The organism is Shinella sp. HY16 (genome assembly GCF_028534175.1).
Lineage (GTDB): Bacteria > Pseudomonadota > Alphaproteobacteria > Rhizobiales > Rhizobiaceae > Shinella.
In genome coordinates this window covers 1,779,546-1,797,425 of record NZ_JAHYXL010000001.1, presented here as the reverse complement: position 1 = coordinate 1,797,425, position 17,880 = coordinate 1,779,546, and the positions used below count along the sequence as shown (strand labels likewise).

Genomic DNA, 17,880 nt, shown 5'->3' with positions numbered 1-17,880 from the left:
CTGCCCCGAAATTCTCAAGCGGCGATGGCTGCCCTCAAGCGGGACCGCCCTCGGTTCTGCCCGGCTGCCGGTTCGGGAGAGCAGGCGCACGAGTTCAGGAGCGACCATGACGGCCAAGCCAATCTACAAACGTGTTCTGTTGAAAGCCTCCGGCGAGGCGCTGATGGGCTCGCAGGGCTTCGGCATCGATGTCGCGGTGGCCGATCGCATCGCCTCGGATATTGCCGAGGCGCGGGCGCTCGGCGTCGAGGTCGGCGTCGTGGTCGGCGGCGGCAACATCTTCCGCGGCGTTGCCGTTGCCTCCAAGGGGGGCGACCGCGTTACCGGCGACCACATGGGCATGCTGGCGACCGTGATCAACGCGCTGGCGCTGGCCACTTCGCTGCGCAAACTCGACATCGACACCGTCGTCCTCTCGGCCATCGCGATGCCGGAGATCTGTGAAAGCTTCTCCCAGCGCGCGACGCTCCATCATCTCTCGCTCGGCCGGGTGGTGATTTTTGCCGGCGGCACGGGCAACCCGTTCTTCACGACTGATTCGGCCGCGGCACTGCGTGCTGCCGAAATGGGTGCCGAAGCGATCTTCAAGGGCACGCAGGTCGACGGCATCTATTCTGCGGACCCGAAGAAGGACCCGACCGCCACGCGCTTCGACCGCCTGACCCACAGCGAAGTGCTCGAAAAGGGCCTTGCCGTCATGGACGTCGCCGCGGTTGCCCTGGCGCGTGAAAACTCCATCCCGATCATCGTCTTCTCCATCCATGAGAAGGGCGGTTTTGCCGAAATATTGACCGGCGGCGGACGCGGGACCATCGTAACCGACAACTGATTCTTGAGGCGCGCACGCGAACCGCGTGCAGCCGCTCTATGAAAACGGGAGTATCCGATGAGTGAAGGTATTGACCTGAAGGAACTGAAGCGCCGCATGGATGGCGCGATTTCGGCCTTCAAGAACGACATCGCGTCGCTGCGCACCGGCCGCGCCTCGGCCAACGTGCTCGATCCGGTGCAGGTCGAGGCCTATGGTTCGCGCGTTCCGCTGAACCAGGTCGCCAACATCTCCGTTCCGGAGCCGCGCATGCTGTCGGTTTCCGTCTGGGACAAGGGCATGGTCGGCGCCGTCGAGCGCGGCATCCGCGAATCGAATCTCGGCCTTAACCCGATCATCGACGGCCAGAATCTGCGTATTCCGCTGCCGGAGCTCAACGAGGAGCGCCGCAAGTCGCTCGTCAAGGTTGCGCATGACTATGCCGAAAAGGCCAAGGTGGCGGTCCGCCATGTGCGCCGCGACGGCATGGACGACCTCAAGAAAGCCGAAAAGGATGGCGATATCGGGCAGGACCTGTCCCGCAGCCAGTCCGAAAAGGTGCAGAAGATGACGGACGACACGATTTTGGACGTCGATCGCTTGCTTGCCGAGAAGGAAAAGGAAATCATGCAGGTTTAAGGCGTTCGCCACCTGCATTTGTTTTCCTTTTCCGGATTGCCCATGAACCAACTTTCGCCCAGCACTGCGCCGGCACACGTCGCCATCATCATGGATGGCAACGGACGCTGGGCGAATGCACGCGGCCTGCCGCGCGCCATGGGGCACCGCAAGGGTGTCGAAGCGGTGCGCGAGGCCGTGCGCACGGCCGCCGAATGCGGCGTGCGCTATCTCACGCTCTTTGCCTTCTCCTCGGAAAACTGGAGCCGGCCGGAGAGCGAGATCACCGATCTGATGGGGTTGCTGAAGACCTTCATCCGGCGTGACCTTGCGATTCTCCACCGCGAGAACGTGCGCATTCGCGTCATCGGCGACAAGTCGAACCTGTCGAGCGATATTCTGCCGCTGCTGCTGGAGGCAGAGGAGACGACTCGGGAAAATTCCGGCATCACGCTGGTCATCGCCTTCAACTACGGTTCGCGTGACGAGATCGCGCGCGCCGTCAGAAAACTTTCCGAAGAGGTTGCCGCGGGCCGGCTCGATCCGGCTGCGATCACGCAGGAGCGCATCGGCGCATCGCTTGATACTGCCGGCATTCCCGACCCCGACCTCATCATCCGCACCAGCGGCGAGGAGCGGCTTTCCAATTTCCTGCTTTGGCAGGCGGCTTATGCGGAACTGATGTTCATTCCCGAATTCTGGCCCGATTTTTCGCGCGACACCTTTGTCGCCGCGCTGTCGCGTTATGCCATGCGCGAGCGACGCTTCGGCGGTCTGCAGGCGGCAAAGACGCTTGCGGTGGGTTCGTGATGCACAGTGAACTGCGCCTGCGCATTCTCTCCGGCATTGTTCTGGCAGTCGTCGTGCTGGCTGCGACCTGGCTTGGCGGCCTTGCCTTCCGTCTGCTCGCTTCGGCCATCGCGCTGCTCGTCTACTATGAATGGTCGACGATCACCCGCATGTCGGAAACGGATTTCCGCGCCAATGCCTTCGGCTGGCTGTCGACCGTTCTCGTCGCGGCGCTGGTGCTCTTCGGCTTTGACGAGCTTGCGCTGCCCGTGCTGATTGCCGCCACACTGGTCGGCATCGTCTATGCGGTTGCGCTGAAGGGCAGCGGCTGGCTTGCCGGCGGCATTGTCTATTCCGGCCTGACGGTGATCTCGCTCGCTGCCATTCGCGGCGACACCGCCCATGGCTTTGCCGCCATGCTGTTCATTTTCGCCGTCGTCTGGGCGACGGACATCCTCGCTTACTTCGTCGGCCGGGCGATCGGCGGGCCAAAGCTCGCTCCGCCCATCTCGCCCGGGAAGACTTGGTCGGGGGCGATCGGCGGGGCGATTTCGGCGGTTGTTGCCGGCACGCTCGTGCATATGGTCTTTTTCCCGCTGAATGGCCTGTGGGTACCGGCCATTGCGCTCGTGCTCTCGGTGTTCAGCCAGATCGGCGACCTTTTCGAATCCTTCATCAAGCGCCGCTTCGGCGTGAAGGATTCCAGCCGCCTCATTCCGGGACATGGCGGCGTCATGGACCGGGTGGACGGCCTTGTTTTTGCCTGCTTCGCCGCGTTCCTCATTGCGCTTGGCGATGCGATCGTTTCGGGCACCGTCAACACGCCGGCCGGCGTGTTCCTTTTCGGCCCGTAGCGGCGACACAGACTGGGGATTGGGACCATGGACATACTGGCTGGCTCCGTTGGATTCGTGACGGGCTATATCCTTCCCTTTCTGATCGTACTGACCCTCATCGTTTTTGTGCACGAGATGGGTCATTATCTCGCCGGCCGCTGGTCCGGCATCGGCATTACCGCCTTTTCCGTCGGGTTCGGCCCGGAACTTCTCGGTTTCACCGATCGTCACGGCACACGCTGGAAGCTCTCCGCCATTCCGCTCGGCGGCTATGTAAAATTCCTCGGCGATGACGACCCGGCGTCCATTCCGGATTACAATGCCGTCGCCGCACTGCCGGATGATGTGCGCAAGCGCACCTTCCTCGGCGCTGCGCTCTGGAAGAGGGCCGTCACGGTCGCCGCCGGCCCCATCGCCAATTTCATCCTCGCCATCGCCATTTTCGCCGTGATGTTCTCCATCTATGGCCGGCAGATCGCCGATCCGATCGTGGCCGAAGTCCGGCCGGACAGCGCCGCCCAGGAGGCCGGCGTGCGCCCGGGCGACCTGCTTGTCGCGCTCGACGGCAATCCGGTAGCGACCTTCGACGACGTGCGCCGCTATGTCAGCGTGCGTCCGGAACTGACGATCAAGGTGACGGTACGCCGCGATGGCCAGGATCTCGACCTGCCCATGGTGCCCAAGCGTACCGAGATCACCGACCAGTTCGGCAACAAGATCGAGCTTGGCCTGATCGGCATCGTGACCAATCAGGAAAGCGGCAATTTCCGTGTCGTCGAATACGGCCCGGTCGAGGCCGTGGGGCAGGGCGTGCTGCAAAGCTGGCACATCGTGACGGGCACGTTCGACTATCTCTCCAACCTCGTCATGGGGCGCATGAAGGCCGATCAGCTCGGTGGACCTATCCGCGTGGCGCAGGCTTCAGGCCAGATGGCGACGCTCGGTGTTGCCGCCCTGCTTCAGCTTGCCGCGGTTCTGTCTGTTTCCATTGGACTTTTGAACCTGATGCCGGTTCCGGTACTTGATGGCGGCCATCTGATGTTCTATGCGGTGGAGGCTATCCGGGGCAGGCCAGTCGGGCCCGGGGCGCAGGAGATCGCATTTCGCATCGGCATGGCGCTGGTGTTGATGCTGATGGTCTTTGCGACCTGGAACGATATTTCCATGCTTCTCGGCTAAGGTTTGCCGGTCTTCCGGCAGGAATCAAAAGGGGAGCCGCTTTCGCTGAGGCAGTCGTGCTAACGCTCTGTTTACCGTAATGAAACGGATGTAGTGACCTTCGGGCCACGGTTGGAATTGAAGTAAACAGAAATTAACGCGTGCGCTTGCTTGTATGGCAAAAGCGGTTAAAACGGCAAACGTGACCGGAATCGGGCGTACGCGCCTGCCGGGACGTTGAAACGAAGGTAAGTAGTGAAGATGAAAGCTGGTTCAAACTTTTTGAACGCCGTGTCGGCCGTTGCATTGTCGGCCAGTATGGTTGTCACGGGCGGCTCTTTTGCCACGCTTGTCTCCGCCTCCGTCGCGGAAGCGGCCGTTATCCGCAGCATCCAGGTGCGTGGCGCCAGCCGCGTGAGCGCCGATACGGTCAAGGCGAACATCACCATCACGCCTGGCAAGAATTTCTCCAATGCCGATATCGACGCCTCCGTGCGCCGCCTTTTTGCGACCGGCTATTTCTCGGATGTGAAGGTTTCGGTTTCCGGCAGCACGCTCGTCGTCACCGTCGATGAAAACCAGCTGATCAACCAGGTCGTCATCAACGGCAACCGCAAGATCAAGGACGAGAAGCTCGCGCCGGTTCTGCGTTCGCAGTCGCTCGGCCCGTACAGCGAAACCGCCATCGAGGCCGACAAGCAGGCCATCCGTGATGCCTACGCTTCGATCGGCCGTTCCGACGCCACGGTCACGACGCAGGTCTATCCGCTCGGCAATGGCCGCGTGAACGTTGCTTTCGTCGTTGATGAAGGTGACCGCACGAAGATCTCGCAGATCAATTTCGTCGGCAACCAGGCCTACAGCAACAGCCGCCTGCAGGCCGTCGTCGTCACCAAGAAGTCGAACTTCCTGTCGTTCCTGACCCGCAAGGACGTTTACAGCGAAGACAAGCTGCGCGCCGACGAAGAGGCGCTGCGCCAGTTCTACTTCAACAACGGTTATGCCGACTTCCGCGTCGTTTCGTCGGAAGCCGTTCTCGATGAAGCCTCCAACGAATATGTCGTGACCTTCACGGTCGAGGAAGGCCAGCGCTACGACTTCGGTGAAATCAACGTTGAATCGACCGTTGACGGCATCGATGGCGAAGAGCTGAAGGGCCTCGTCGAATCGCGCCCGGGCAAGACCTATCGCGCCCGCGACGTGCAGGACACAATGTCCGAGATTTCCAAGCGCGTCGCGGCCAACGGTTATCCGTTTGCCCGCGTGACCCCGCGCGGCAACCGCGACCTCGGCAATGGCACGATCGCCGTCGACTACCTCGTCGACCAGGGCGAGCGCGCCTATGTCGAGCGCATCGAGATCCGCGGCAACACCCGCACGCGTGACTACGTCATCCGCCGCGAGTTCGATATCGGTGAAGGCGATGCCTTCAACCAGGAAGTCATCACGCGCGCCAAGCGCCGTCTTGAGGCGCTCGGCTACTTCTCGACCGTCAACATCACCACGGCGCCGGGCAGCTCGGCTGACCGCGTTGTGCTCGTCGTCGACGTTCAGGACCAGTCGACCGGCTCGTTCGGTATCGGCGCCGGTTACGAGACGGGCAACAAGGGTGGTTTCAAGCTGGAAGCTTCGATCGAGGAAAAGAACTTCCTCGGCCGCGGCCAGTATATCCGCGTGGCTGCCGGTGGCGGCGAGAATTCGCGTGACTACAACCTGTCGTTCACCGAACCCTACTTCCTCGGCTACCGCCTTGCGGCCGGCTTCGACGTCTTCAAGAACGAGGACGACAGCGAAGATTACTACAGCGTCGATACGCAGGGCTTTACCCTGCGTGTGACGGCTCCGATCACGGAAGACCTGTCGACGTCGCTGCGCTACAACTACACCAAGCTCGACTACAAGTCGGGCGACCTCGACGAGCTGTCGTCGCCGTATCAGCATGTCGTGGTCAACGGTCCGTGGGTTCGTTCTTCGGTCTCGCACAGCCTGACCTACGACACGATCGACGATCGCACACTGCCGCGCGACGGTATCTTCGCCCAGATCACGCAGGAGTTTGCCGGTCTCGGTGGCGATTCGGATTTCTACAAGATCTCGGGTAAGGCTCGTTACTTCCACACGCTGCTCGAAGACGCCGATGTCATCGGCTCCATCGCGGTCAGCGGTGGCCATATGTGGGGCCGCAACGACGTGAAGGTCTTCGACCAGTTCACGCTGTCGGCGAACGACCTGCGCGGCTTCGAATCGAGCGGCATTGGCCCGCGTGCGACCTCGACGGGCGATGCGCTCGGCGGCACGACCTACTTCACGGCATCCGCAGAAGCCTCCTTCCCGCTGCCGTTCATCTCCCGTGACTCGGGCTTCCGCGGCGCTGTCTTCGTTGATGCCGGCACGCTTTACGGCAATGACGTCAAGACCGTTGCGGCCGACAGGGTCCGTGGTGACGACATGAGCCTGCGCGCTTCCGTCGGTGCCTCGATCATCTGGGCTTCGCCGTTCGGCCCGCTGCGTGTCGACTACGCGGTTCCGGTCAAGAAGGAATCCTTCGACGAGGTGCAGCGCTTCAAGTTCGGCATCGCGACCCAGTTCTGAGGTAAGCAGTCCAGAACTGCGAGAAGACGGACGTTCTGGAGTCATGCCTATGGAGCATAACTGGTTCTTTCCGCCCCATGACGGCATTCGTCTGGGTGACCTTGCCACAAGGCTTGGGGCGGAACTCGCCGATCCTGCGCAGGCCGACCGCGTCGTGCGCAACGTTTCGCCCGTCAATCGGGCGAAAGAAGGCGATCTCTGTTACATTCTTTCCCGCAAGTTCCGCGCCGAGCTCGAGACCTGCGAGGCGAGCGCGATCCTGTGCGACCGCGCTCTCGTGTCGCTCGTTCCCCCAAAGACCGCGGTGCTGATTTCAGCCCGTCCGCACACCGCCTTTGCCCGCGCCGGCGAAATCCTGCACCCTTCGGCCATGCGCCCGGAAGCGATGACCTCGGCGCCCGTCGGCGTCGCTCAGGGCGCCTATGTCGATCCGCAAGCGCGGCTTGAGGACAATGTGTCCGTGGAACCGATGGCCGTGATCGGCAGGGGCGCGGAGATCGGCGAGGGCAGCCGCATCGGGCCGGGGGCGGTCATCGGTGCAGGCGTGCGCATCGGCCGCGACTGCACGATCGCCGCGGGCGTTACGATCCAGTGTGCGCTGATCGGCAACAATGTCATCATTCATCCCGGCGCGCGTATTGGCCAGGACGGTTTCGGTTATGCTCCCGGTCTCAAGCCCGGCATGATCAAGATCGTCCAGATCGGCCGCGTGATCATCCAGGACCATGTGGAGATCGGCGCGAACACGACGATCGACCGCGGCACGATGGACGATACCGTCATCGGGGAGGGGACCAAGATCGACAACCAGGTCCAGGTTGGCCACAACGTGCGCATCGGCCGGCATTGCGGCATCGTCAGTGGCGTGGGCATCGCCGGCAGCACGCGCATCGGTGACGGCGTGATGATCGGCGGCGCAGCCGGCATTAACGGTCATATTACCATTGGCGACGGCGTGCAGATTGCTGCCATGAGCGGTGTCGTCGCCGATATTCCAGCCGGCGAGAAATACGGCGGCATTCCCGCGCGCCCGATGCGCGATTTCCTGCGCGACATGGCGGAGATCGCCATGCGTTCCAGCACTCGAGTCCAGAAAAAGGGGGGCAACGATGAGTGAAGAAACCAAGGCAACGCTCGGCGTGGCTGATCTGCGTGAGATCCTGACGCTGCTTCCTCATCGTTATCCGTTCCTGCTCGTCGACAAGATCGTCGACATCGATGGCGACGATTCTGCTGTCGGCATCAAGAACGTCACTGTCAACGAGCCGCAGTTCATGGGCCATTTTCCCGACCACCCGATCATGCCGGGCGTGCTGCTCATCGAGGGCATGGCACAGACCGCCGGTGCGATCTGCGCCCGCAAGACGCGCTCGGGCTCCAACCTCGTCTACTTCATGACGATCGACAATGCCCGCTTCCGCAAGCCGGTCGTGCCCGGCGATCGCGTCGAGTTCCATGTCGTCAAGCAGAAGCAGCGCGGCAATATCTGGAAGTTTCACTGCGATGCAAAAGTTGATGGGCAACTCGTCGCGGAAGCTGATATCGGCGCGATGATCGTCAAGAAGGAAGACGCCTGATCATGATTGCCGCCAGCGCGAAGATCCACCCGCTCTCCGTCATCGAGGACGGAGCGGTCATCGGTGAGAACGTCGTCGTGGGACCCTTTTGCCATGTGGGGCCCAAGGTCGTTCTCGGCGACGGTGTCGAACTTCTGACGCATGTGGTGGTGACGGGGCGCACGCATATCGGCCGCGGCACGCGCATCTTCGCCAATGCCGTCATCGGCGGCGATCCGCAGAGCGTGAATCACGACGGCGCCGAGACGACCCTCTCGGTCGGCGAGATGTGCGTCATCCGTGAAGGCGTGACGATGAACACCGGCACGACGGAAGGCGGTGGCAAGACCGTCGTCGGCAACCACAACCTGTTCCTTGCCAATTCGCATGTCGCGCATGATTGTCAGCTCGGCGATCACATCATCCTGTCGAACAATGTCATGCTCGCCGGCCACGTGACCGTTGAGGACCGGGTGATCCTGGGTGGCGGTTCGGCGGTGCACCAGTTCACCCGTATCGGCCGGCAGGCCTTCATCGGGGGGCTTTCGGCGGTTGCCTATGACGTGATCCCCTATGGCATGCTGAACGGCAACCCGGGCATCCTCGGCGGCCTCAACGTCGTCGGCATGAGCCGCTCCGGTATGGAGAAAGCGACGATCCATGAGGTTCGCCGCGCCTTCAAGCAGATTTTCGAGGGCGAGGGGTCGATCCGCGCCAATGCGGCGGCGATCCGTGCGGACTATGCCGATAGCGTGCCTGTCATGCACATCCTCGATTTCATCGCTGTCGAAAGCGACCGCGCGCTGTCCTCCCCGAACCGCGGCAAGGGCTGAGCGGCGTGGCGGACAGCCGGCCCCTCGTGCGCGACCGGCTGGCCATCATCGCTGGCGGCGGCCTGCTGCCGCGCTATGTCGCGGATGCGGCCCGCGCCCGTGGCGAGGATCCCTTTGTCCTGGCGCTTCGCGACGAATCCAGCCCGGACTGGACCGGCTTCGACCATCAGGTCATTTCCATTGGCAACTATGCTGGTATTGGCGCCGCCTTTCGGGCGAAGGGCATCGGCCGCGCCGTGCTGTCGGGTTCCGTCCGCCGTCGACCGGAATGGCGTGACATCCATGCGCCGTTGAAAGCGCTCGCCGCCGTCCCGTCCATCATCCGAACCCTGCTGAAGGGGGGGGATGATGCGGTGCTGAAGATGGTTATCCGGTTGATCGAAGCGGAGGGGGTGCGGGTCGTCGGCGCGCACGAAATCGTGCCTGATCTGCTCGGCAGCGAAGGCCCGCTCGGCACCGTCACGCCGGATGCGGCCGCCGAAGCCGACATTGCCGCCGCGGCCGCCGCGGCGCTGGCGCTCGGTCGCCTCGATGTGGGGCAGGGCGCCGTCGCGCTTGGCGGGCGCGTGGTGGCGCTCGAGGGCGCGGAGGGTACGGATGCGATGCTGGAGCGTGTGGCAAGCCTGCGTGCCGCCGGACGCATCTCCACGCGCCGCAAGGGCGTTCTCGTCAAACTGTGCAAGCCCGAGCAGGACCTGCGCGCCGACCTGCCGTCCATAGGCATGGAAACGTTGCACCGCGCCCGCGCCGCCGGCCTTGCCGGGATCGCCGTGGAGGCTGGGCGCTCGCTTGTGCTGGAACGTGCGGCGCTTGTTGCGGAAGCGGATGCGCACGGTCTGTTCGTGACGGGCATCATACCCGAGAGGGCGGAGGCACGGCGATGACGGAAAGCCCTCTGAAAATCGGCGTCATTGCCGGCGAGGTTTCCGGTGATCTTCTCGGTGGCGATCTGATCGCGGCGCTACGGGCCATGCATGCCGGTCCGGTGACGCTGGTCGGGGTCGGTGGCGAAGCGCTGGAGCGGCAAGGTCTCAAATCCCTGTTCGATTTCTCCGAACTCTCCATCATGGGCATTTCGCAGGTGCTGAAGCGGCTGCCGTCGCTTATCCGCCGCATTCGCCAGACGGCCGATGCGTTGGTCGCCGCACGGCCGGATGTGCTTCTCATCATCGACAGCCCGGACTTCACCCATCGCGTGGCGCGCCGCGTGCGCAAGGCGCTGCCGGACCTGCCGGTCGTGAATTATGTCTGCCCGAGTGTCTGGGCCTGGAAACAAGAGCGCGCACCGCGCATGCGCGCCTATGTCGACCGTGTCCTCGCGCTTCTGCCGTTCGAGCCTGCCGTGATGGAGCGGCTCGGCGGCCCTGCGACCACCTATGTCGGCCACCGGTTGGTCAGCGATCCCGACATCCAGCAGGTTCGTGCCGCACGGCTTGCCCGTGGCGAACGCGCGCCGGGCGAGTGCGCGTGCCTGCTGCTTCCCGGTTCACGCGGCACGGAAATCACCCGTCTGCTGCCGGTCTTTGGCGAAGCGGTGCAGGAAATTATCGGGCGCAACCCCGGCACGCGCTTCCTTCTGCCGACCGTGCCGCGGCAGGAGGCGCTGGTGCGGAAACTGACGGCGGACTGGCCGGTGCAGCCGCAGATCACCGTTTCGACCGCGGAGAAGTGGCAGGCCTTCATCGAAGCCGATGCGGCGATCGCGGCCTCCGGCACCGTCATCCTCGAACTGGCGCTCGCGCGCGTGCCTGTCGTCTCGACCTATCGTTTCGACTGGCTCGCCAACCTCTTCCTCGGCAAGGTGAAGATCTGGACGGCGGCGATCCCTAACATCATTGCCGACTACGCCGTCGTGCCGGAATATCTGAACGACATGGTGCGCCCCGGCAGTCTGACCCGCTGGGTCGAACGGCTTTCGACCGATACGGCCCAGCGCAGCGCCATGCTGGAAGGCTATGACCTCGTACACACGCGCATGCAGACACAGCGCCCGCCCGGTGAAACTGGCGCGGCGGTCATTCTGGACCTTCTTGCAACAAAAAAGCCCGGTCGAAACTGACCGGGCTTTTTCATGGATGGCTCCGCTGAAATCAGCGCTTGGAGACCGGTACGTAGTCCCGCTTCGGGGCACCGATATAGAGCTGGCGCGGGCGGCCGATGCGCTGCTCCGGATCCTCGATCATCTCGTTCCACTGGGCGATCCAGCCGACCGTGCGGGCGAGCGCGAACAGCACCGTGAACATGGTGGTGGGGAAACCGAGCGCCTTCAGCGTGATGCCGGAGTAGAAGTCGATGTTCGGGTAGAGCTTCTTCTCGATGAAGTAGTCGTCCGTCAGCGCGATGCGCTCCAGCTCCATGGCGACTTCCAGCATCGGATCGTCCTTGATGCCGAGTTCGCCGAGAACCTCGTGCGTCGTCTTCTGCATGATGCGGGCGCGGGGGTCGTAGTTCTTGTAGACGCGGTGGCCAAAGCCCATCAGGCGGAACGGGTCGTTCTTGTCCTTGGCCTTGGCGACATATTCCGGGATACGCTCGACCGAGCCGATTTCCGCGAGCATGTTGAGCGCGGCTTCGTTGGCGCCGCCATGGGCTGGGCCCCAGAGGCAGGCGATGCCGGCCGCGATGCAGGCGAACGGGTTGGCGCCGGAGGAACCGGCGAGACGAACCGTCGAGGTGGAGGCGTTCTGCTCGTGGTCGGCATGCAGGATGAAAATGCGGTCCATGGCGCGCGAGAGCACCGGGTTGACCACATAGTCTTCGCAGGGCACGGCAAAACACATGCGCAGGAAGTTCGAGGCGTAGTCGAGGTCGTTCTTCGGGTAAACGAAGGGCTGGCCGATGTGGTACTTGTAGGCCATCGCGGCGATCGTCGGCATCTTGGCGATCATGCGCAGCGAGGCGACCATGCGCTGGTGCGGATCGGTGATGTCGGTCGAGTCGTGGTAGAAGGCCGAGAGCGCGCCGACACAGCCGCACATGACGGCCATCGGGTGGGCGTCGCGACGGAAGCCGGTGAAGAAGCGGCTCATCTGCTCGTGCACCATGGTGTGGTGCGTGACGCGGTAATCGAAATCGTCCTTCTGGGACTTGGTCGGCAGTTCGCCGTACAGCAGAAGGTAGCAGACTTCGAGGAAATCGCCGTGTTCGGCCAACTGTTCGATCGGATAGCCGCGATGCAGCAGAACGCCTTCGTCGCCGTCGATATAGGTGATCTTCGATTCGCAGGACGCGGTGGAGGTGAAGCCGGGATCGTAGGTGAAGGTGCCGGTGTTCTTGTACAGCGTGCCGATGTCGATCACATCGGGGCCGATGGTACCGGATCGCGTCGGCAGCTCAACCGCTTTGCCACCGACCGATACACCCGCGCTTGTTCCTGTCATAACGATCCTCCGTTGTTTCCAATGGCGGCACGAAGTTGTGCCGGAACCATGAACATGCTCGTTTTGCTAGCCCATTTGCACCTGCCTGCCAAGCGAGACGAAAGGCAAATTGTGCATTGCGAAAATAGGCTTTCCGGCAACGCAATATCTACCCTTTCCAGCAAGTTTCAAGCAACTTTTACGCGTGTTTCGCGAAATGCGGAGGTGGCATCCTTTCTGTCTGGCTTAGCACTTGCAGCGACCACTACTGATTGAAGTTTCCATCATTCGGTTGCATAGTGGCGGTGTGAACGGGTGGGGCCGGGATCATGGAGAAGGGCAAGGTCGCAGAACGGCGGGAGGTGCCCGAAGCGCATGCCTGGCGGGCGGCGCCTGACGATGCTCCTCTGCCGGTCCCGGCACGCGATCCGCCGGCCCGCAGGGGCAGGGTCGTGGTGCTTCTGACAGCGGCGGGGCGCTTGAGGAGTGCTTCCGAGACGCCGCAGACGTGGCGCGCCGCCTTCGCGCAGGAACGGGCACATGGCCATTTCTTCCTGTTCGTGCCGGTCTTCCTTGGTGCTGGAGCGGCCCTTTGGTTTTCCGCCGTTACTGATCCATCGCTTCCAGCACTGCTGCTTTTCGCTGCCTTCGCGTTCTGGCCCGCCTGGCGCTTCCGACATCGGGAGGACTGGACTGCGCTCGCCGCCGGGGCGATACTCTTCGTTCCGGTCGGCATGCTGCTGGCGGCGCTCGAAAGCGCGCGGCTCGATACGGTCGTGCTTGATGCGCCCGTTACCACCGATGTCAGCGGGCGGGTGCTGGCGCGCGAGAGTGACGAACGGGGTGCGATCCGCTACCGCATCGCGCTCGATACGACACGCGACCCGGTGCTCAAACGCCCGCCCGGCGTGGTGACGCTCCTCGCCCGCAGTCGGCATGCGCCGATCCCGATCGGCGGTGGGATAACCGGACGGGCACGGCTCGGGCCGCCCTCTGGCCCGGCGCTTTCCGGCCTCAACGACTTCGCCTTTGACGCCTATTTCGCCGGCACCGGCGCGGTCGGCTACTTCTATCAGGCCCCGCGTGCGGTTGCAGTGGCCGAGCCGGGCGTCGAGGGTCGGATTCGACAGACGGTCGCGACCTGGCGCAACAACCTCACCGAGCATATCCGCGGGCGGATTGGCGGCGATGCCGGCGCGATCGCTGCGGCCCTGGTGACAGCTGAGCAGCGGGCTATCAGCCCGGAAACGGTGGAGGCATTGCGAGAGGCGGGGCTTGCCCATGTGCTGGCCATTTCCGGGCTCAACATGGTGCTCGCCGCTGGCACTTTCCTCGTCGGCGCCCGCGTTCTGATGGCACTGATCCCGGGCTTTTCCGAACGCTATCCCGCCAAGAAGATTGCCGCCGCCGGCGCGCTCGTCATGGTGACGCTCTATATCCTCGTTTCGGGCGGTGCGATCTCCGCCGTGCGCTCGTGGATCATGATCTGCATCATGCTGTTGGCGGTGCTGTTCGGCCGTGCGGCGATCAGCCTGCGCAACGTGGCACTCTCGGCCATCGTCATCCTTGCCGTGACACCGTCGGCCGTCACCAATCCGGGCTTCCAGATGTCCTATGCCGCAACGCTCGGGCTCGTCGCCGGCTATGCGGCCTGGCGGGAACGTCCTGTCCGCCGCGAGGGCGAGGGAGGGCGCCTGAAACTGTTCGGTGGTGCGCTGGGGCGCTTCTTCGGCGGGCTGCTCCTGTCCTCGCTGATCGGCGGGTTCTCGACCCTGATCTATTCCATCGGCCATTTCCATCGCATCCCGGCCTATGGACTTGCCGGCAACTTGCTCGCTATGCCTGTCATCAGCGCGATCGTCATGCCCTTCGGCCTCATCGCCGTACTGCTCATGCCTTTCGGCCTCGATGGCGTGCCCTTCGCGATCATGGGCAAGGGCATCGAGTGGATGATCGCGCTGTCGACATGGGTTGCGAGCTGGAAGGGCGAGATCGTCACCGGCCGCATTCCCTCGATTGCGTTCCTGCTGATCGGTCTTGGTGGCGGGCTTGTCTGCATCCTGCGCACGCGGCTGCGCCATGCGGGAACGCTGCTTGTCGGGATCGGCCTCGCCATCGCCTGCTTTCCGGCTGGAGGTGCCACGCCGGAAGTGCTGGTGTCCGAGGATGGCCGCCTCGTTGCCATCCTTCGCGGCGAAACCGTCGCCACAAACCGGGCAAGACCGCCAGACTTCATCTATTCGCAGTGGCGGCGCGCCCTTCGGCTCGGCGAACTTGTAAAACCGGAGATCCGCAGAAGCGCCGGCTTGACCCTTGAAGAAGCCGTCAGCACCACGGGTGCTGCAGAAAGCCGAAACAAGCCCCGGCGCAGGGCCGACCGGCAGAAGGCGAGGGACGCCATGGCGTCCGCGCTCGCGGAGGCCCGGGCCGGCAATGGCTTCGTCTGCGAGGCAAAGGCATTCTGTGCCGCCGTCTCGCCAAGCGGCTGGCGGATCGTGACCCTCGACGACGTCGCCTTCCTGGGCACGGCCTGCGACGCTGCCGACCTCGTCGTCGTGTCCCTGGCCCTGCGGCTCAAGGCTTGCCGCTCGGGTGCGCGCCTGGTGACGGCGCGTCACCTGAGGCGAACCGGCGCCCTCGAAATCCACCCGGACGCCGAAGGCCTATCCAACATCTTTTCAGTTGCGCAGGTCACACCAGCCGTGGAAAGTCTCGACCGGCCCTGGGCCCGCCACCGCAGCTACGACTGGCGCACAGGCAGTTTCGATCCGCCGGGCGATCAGTGATAGCGGCGAATGAGGCCAACCAGCTTGCCCTGGATTTTTACCCGGTCCGGCCCGAAGATGCGGGTCTCGTAGGCGGGGTTTGCCGCTTCGAGCGCGATCGACGCGCCCTTGCGGCGGAAGCGCTTCAGCGTGGCTTCCTCGTCGTCGACAAGCGCCACGATGATTTCGCCGGGATTGGCGCTGCTCGCCGTGCGGATGATCACCGTGTCGCCATCGAGAATGCCGGCCTCGATCATCGAATCGCCCTTGACCTCCAGCGCATAGTGATCGCCGTTGCCGATCATCTCGGCTGGAACGGTGATGTCATGGGTGTTGTTCTGGATGGCGGAGATCGGCACGCCGGCAGCGATGCGGCCCATGACAGGAACGGAGACGGATGAGGAAACCTCGGCCATGGGCGTGCGCTGCGGCGGGGCGGCGACGGGAGCGGGGGGCTGCTTGCCGCGACTGCCCTCGATGACGGCAGGTGAAAAGCCGCGGCGCGGCTGCAGGCTCTGGGTATAGGCTTCGGGAAGCTTTATCACCTCGAGCGCGCGGGCCCGGTTCGGCAGGCGCCGGATGAAGCCGCGTTCCTCCAGCGCCGTGATGAGGCGGTGGATGCCCGATTTCGACGCGAGATCCAGCGCGTCCTTCATCTCGTCGAAGGAGGGAGGAATACCGGACTCCTTCATCCGTTCATGAATGAACAGGAGAAGTTCCTGTTGTTTCCGCGTGAGCATGGCCCCTCCACCGAGAATCGAGTGAAACAAATCCAGAACAGACACTATCTGTTCCATATGTGTTCTGCAAGGGGCTGCTGAAACAATAATAGTACTGTTCAGGCGGATGGTTCGCGCAGGAGAAGCACTGTACAGGGCGCGCCTGCAGGGGCCGCCGGAGCGTGGGGTGCGCGGACGAGAAGGCCCTCGGATGCGGCGAAGGCCTTCATCATGGAGGAATCCTGCTTGTCGAGGGGCGTGACGAGCAGGTCTCCGGCGGGGTCGCGGGCAATGCGTGCGCGAACATAGTCCTGCCGGTGGTCGTTCTCCTTGAGCGGCACGGCGGCGATGGCCGGACGTTCGCGGTTTTCCGCGGGAAGGCGGGCGAGGCGGCGCACGAGGGGAACGAGGAAGAGGTGCGAGCAGACGAGACTCGAAACAGGGTTGCCGGGCAGGCCCACGACGTGCACGTCGCCGAGGTGGCCGACCATCAGGGGTTTGCCGGGGCGCATGGCGATGCGCCAGAAATCGAGGTCCATGCCGGCTTCGCCGAGCACGGGCTGCACAAGGTCGAAATCCCCGACGGAGGCGCCGCCGAGCGTGACGAGCGCGTCGATACCGAGCGACAGCGCGTGGCGCACGGCGTTCAGAATCGCGTCCTTGTCGTCGCCGACGATACCGAGGTCGATCACCTCCGCGCCTGCCGCGCGGGCGAGCGCGGCGACGCCGTAGGTGTTGGATGCAATGATCTGGCTGGCGCCTGGAGGCGTGCCCGGCGACACAAGCTCGTCGCCGGTGGCGAGCACGGCGATGCGCGGGCGTGTATAGACGGTCACCGCCGCATGGTTCATGGCTGCCGCGACCGTCAGGCGGCCGGCATCGAGCACGTCCCCGGCCCTCAGGACGATTTCGCCTTCGGAAAAATCCTGGCCGCGCGGGCGGATGTGGCGCCCCTTCGGTGTGAGGAAGGTGGTGCGGATGCGGCCGTCTTCCAGAACCTCGGCATCTTCCTGCAGGAGCACGGTATCGGCGAAGGCCGGCAGCGGGGCGCCGGTGAAGATACGCACGGCCTCGCCGGGGCCTGCGGTGCCCTGGAAGGCGTGGCCAGCGGACGACATGCCCGCAACGCTCAGGATCGAGCCGAGCGTGGCTATATCCGCGTGGCGCACGGCATAACCGTCCATCGCGGAATTGTCGAAGGGCGGCTGCGTCAGCCTGGCAGCAACATCCTCGGCAAGCACGCGGCCATCCGCCTCATGCAGGCGGACCAGCTCTGTCCGCTGCGTCGGCCGGGCGGCCGAAAGCAGGCGATGGAGGGCGTCTTCGACAGGCAGCAGCGACATCAGCCTGCGTCTCCGCGCCGGTAGTCGCCGGAGCGGCCGCCGGATTTTTCGACGAGGCGGATGCCGCCGATCTCCATCTCGCGGTCTGCGGCTTTCGCCATGTCGTAGATGGTGAGGCAGGCGACGCTGACGGCGGTGAGCGCCTCCATCTCCACGCCGGTGCGGCCGGTCAGCTTGGCCATAGCCTCGATCCGCAGTCCCGGAAGGCTGCGGTCCTCGCGGATGTCGACCGCGACCTTGCTCAGCATCAGGGGATGGCAGAGCGGGATGAGGCTGGCGGTCTGCTTGGCGGCCATGATGCCGGCAAGCCGCGCCGTACCGATCACGTCGCCCTTCTTGGCGTCGCCCTTGAGGATGAGGTCCAGCGTTGCCGGCGCCATGCGGATGAACCCTTCGGCAACCGCGATGCGCACCGTCTCGGCCTTGCCGCCGACATCCACCATGTTGGCTTCGCCGGACGCGCCGATATGCGTGAGCGTGCGGGCCTCGCCCGTCATTTCGAGA

General features: G+C 64.0%; 16 protein-coding genes. 12 read left to right on the top strand and 4 right to left on the bottom strand.

The window, feature by feature from the left end; all coding sequences use genetic code 11:
* Window positions 1–106 precede the first annotated feature (106 nt).
* The 11 genes from pyrH (at window position 107) to lpxB (ending at window position 11,249) form a co-directional block, all read left to right on the top strand.
* Complete coding sequence (gene pyrH, locus K0P03_RS09165) at window positions 107–829, top strand: UMP kinase (RefSeq protein ID WP_023515958.1); 723 nt, start codon at window positions 107–109, stop codon at window positions 827–829.
* 57 nt (window positions 830–886) lie between these two features.
* Window positions 887–1,447, top strand: coding sequence for a ribosome recycling factor (gene frr / locus K0P03_RS09160; RefSeq protein WP_023515957.1), 561 nt, complete (start codon window positions 887–889; stop codon window positions 1,445–1,447).
* Between the two features lie 42 nt (window positions 1,448–1,489).
* Window positions 1,490–2,236 (top strand): isoprenyl transferase, encoded by a 747-nt coding sequence (locus tag K0P03_RS09155; protein ID WP_130515849.1) that lies wholly within the window; start codon window positions 1,490–1,492, stop codon window positions 2,234–2,236.
* Window positions 2,236–3,069: a phosphatidate cytidylyltransferase gene (locus K0P03_RS09150; RefSeq protein WP_023515955.1), complete on the top strand. Its 834-nt coding sequence runs from the start codon at window positions 2,236–2,238 to the stop codon at window positions 3,067–3,069. The genes K0P03_RS09155 and K0P03_RS09150 overlap by 1 nt, the downstream gene beginning before the upstream one ends.
* Window positions 3,070–3,096: 27 nt before the next feature.
* Entirely contained in the window at window positions 3,097–4,230 is a 1,134-nt protein-coding gene (gene rseP, locus K0P03_RS09145) for an RIP metalloprotease RseP (RefSeq protein WP_272789416.1), read from the top strand.
* A 240-nt stretch (window positions 4,231–4,470) separates the two neighbouring features.
* Window positions 4,471–6,801 carry an outer membrane protein assembly factor BamA gene (bamA, locus tag K0P03_RS09140; protein WP_023516364.1) on the top strand — a complete coding sequence of 777 codons (2,331 nt, stop codon included), beginning with the start codon at window positions 4,471–4,473 and terminating at the stop codon, window positions 6,799–6,801.
* 49 nt (window positions 6,802–6,850) lie between these two features.
* Window positions 6,851–7,918: a UDP-3-O-(3-hydroxymyristoyl)glucosamine N-acyltransferase gene (lpxD, locus tag K0P03_RS09135; RefSeq protein ID WP_272789415.1), complete on the top strand. Its 1,068-nt coding sequence runs from the start codon at window positions 6,851–6,853 to the stop codon at window positions 7,916–7,918.
* Window positions 7,911–8,378, top strand: a complete 468-nt coding sequence (fabZ, locus tag K0P03_RS09130; protein WP_023516366.1) for a 3-hydroxyacyl-ACP dehydratase FabZ — start codon at window positions 7,911–7,913, stop codon at window positions 8,376–8,378. The genes lpxD and fabZ overlap by 8 nt, the downstream gene beginning before the upstream one ends.
* A gap of 2 nt (window positions 8,379–8,380) precedes the next feature.
* Window positions 8,381–9,190, top strand: a complete 810-nt coding sequence (gene lpxA, locus K0P03_RS09125; RefSeq protein ID WP_023516367.1) for an acyl-ACP--UDP-N-acetylglucosamine O-acyltransferase — start codon at window positions 8,381–8,383, stop codon at window positions 9,188–9,190.
* Window positions 9,191–9,195: 5 nt separating this feature from the next.
* Window positions 9,196–10,074 carry an LpxI family protein gene (locus tag K0P03_RS09120; protein WP_050744011.1) on the top strand — a complete coding sequence of 293 codons (879 nt, stop codon included), beginning with the start codon at window positions 9,196–9,198 and terminating at the stop codon, window positions 10,072–10,074.
* Complete coding sequence (gene lpxB, locus K0P03_RS09115; RefSeq protein WP_272789414.1) at window positions 10,071–11,249, top strand: lipid-A-disaccharide synthase; 1,179 nt, start codon at window positions 10,071–10,073, stop codon at window positions 11,247–11,249. Before K0P03_RS09120 ends, lpxB begins: the two co-directional genes overlap by 4 nt.
* A 31-nt stretch (window positions 11,250–11,280) precedes the next feature.
* Here lpxB and gltA read toward each other — a convergent pair whose 3' ends face one another.
* Window positions 11,281–12,570, bottom strand: coding sequence for a citrate synthase (gltA, locus tag K0P03_RS09110; RefSeq protein ID WP_023516370.1), 1,290 nt, complete (start codon window positions 12,568–12,570; stop codon window positions 11,281–11,283).
* 308 nt (window positions 12,571–12,878) lie between these two features.
* Between gltA and K0P03_RS09105 the strand changes: the two genes are divergently transcribed.
* Window positions 12,879–15,335, top strand: a complete 2,457-nt coding sequence (locus K0P03_RS09105) for a ComEC/Rec2 family competence protein (protein WP_272789413.1) — start codon at window positions 12,879–12,881, stop codon at window positions 15,333–15,335.
* Here K0P03_RS09105 and lexA read toward each other — a convergent pair.
* From lexA to moaC, 3 genes are all read right to left on the bottom strand, one after another.
* Window positions 15,329–16,054, bottom strand: a complete 726-nt coding sequence (lexA, locus tag K0P03_RS09100) for a transcriptional repressor LexA (protein WP_272789412.1) — start codon at window positions 16,052–16,054, stop codon at window positions 15,329–15,331. The genes K0P03_RS09105 and lexA overlap by 7 nt on opposite strands.
* A gap of 98 nt (window positions 16,055–16,152) precedes the next feature.
* Window positions 16,153–17,376: a molybdopterin molybdotransferase MoeA gene (locus K0P03_RS09095; RefSeq protein ID WP_272789411.1), complete on the bottom strand. Its 1,224-nt coding sequence runs from the start codon at window positions 17,374–17,376 to the stop codon at window positions 16,153–16,155.
* Window positions 17,376–17,873 (bottom strand): cyclic pyranopterin monophosphate synthase MoaC, encoded by a 498-nt coding sequence (gene moaC, locus K0P03_RS09090; RefSeq protein ID WP_023512641.1) that lies wholly within the window; start codon window positions 17,871–17,873, stop codon window positions 17,376–17,378. Before moaC ends, K0P03_RS09095 begins: the two co-directional genes overlap by 1 nt.
* Window positions 17,874–17,880: the final 7 nt, after the last annotated feature.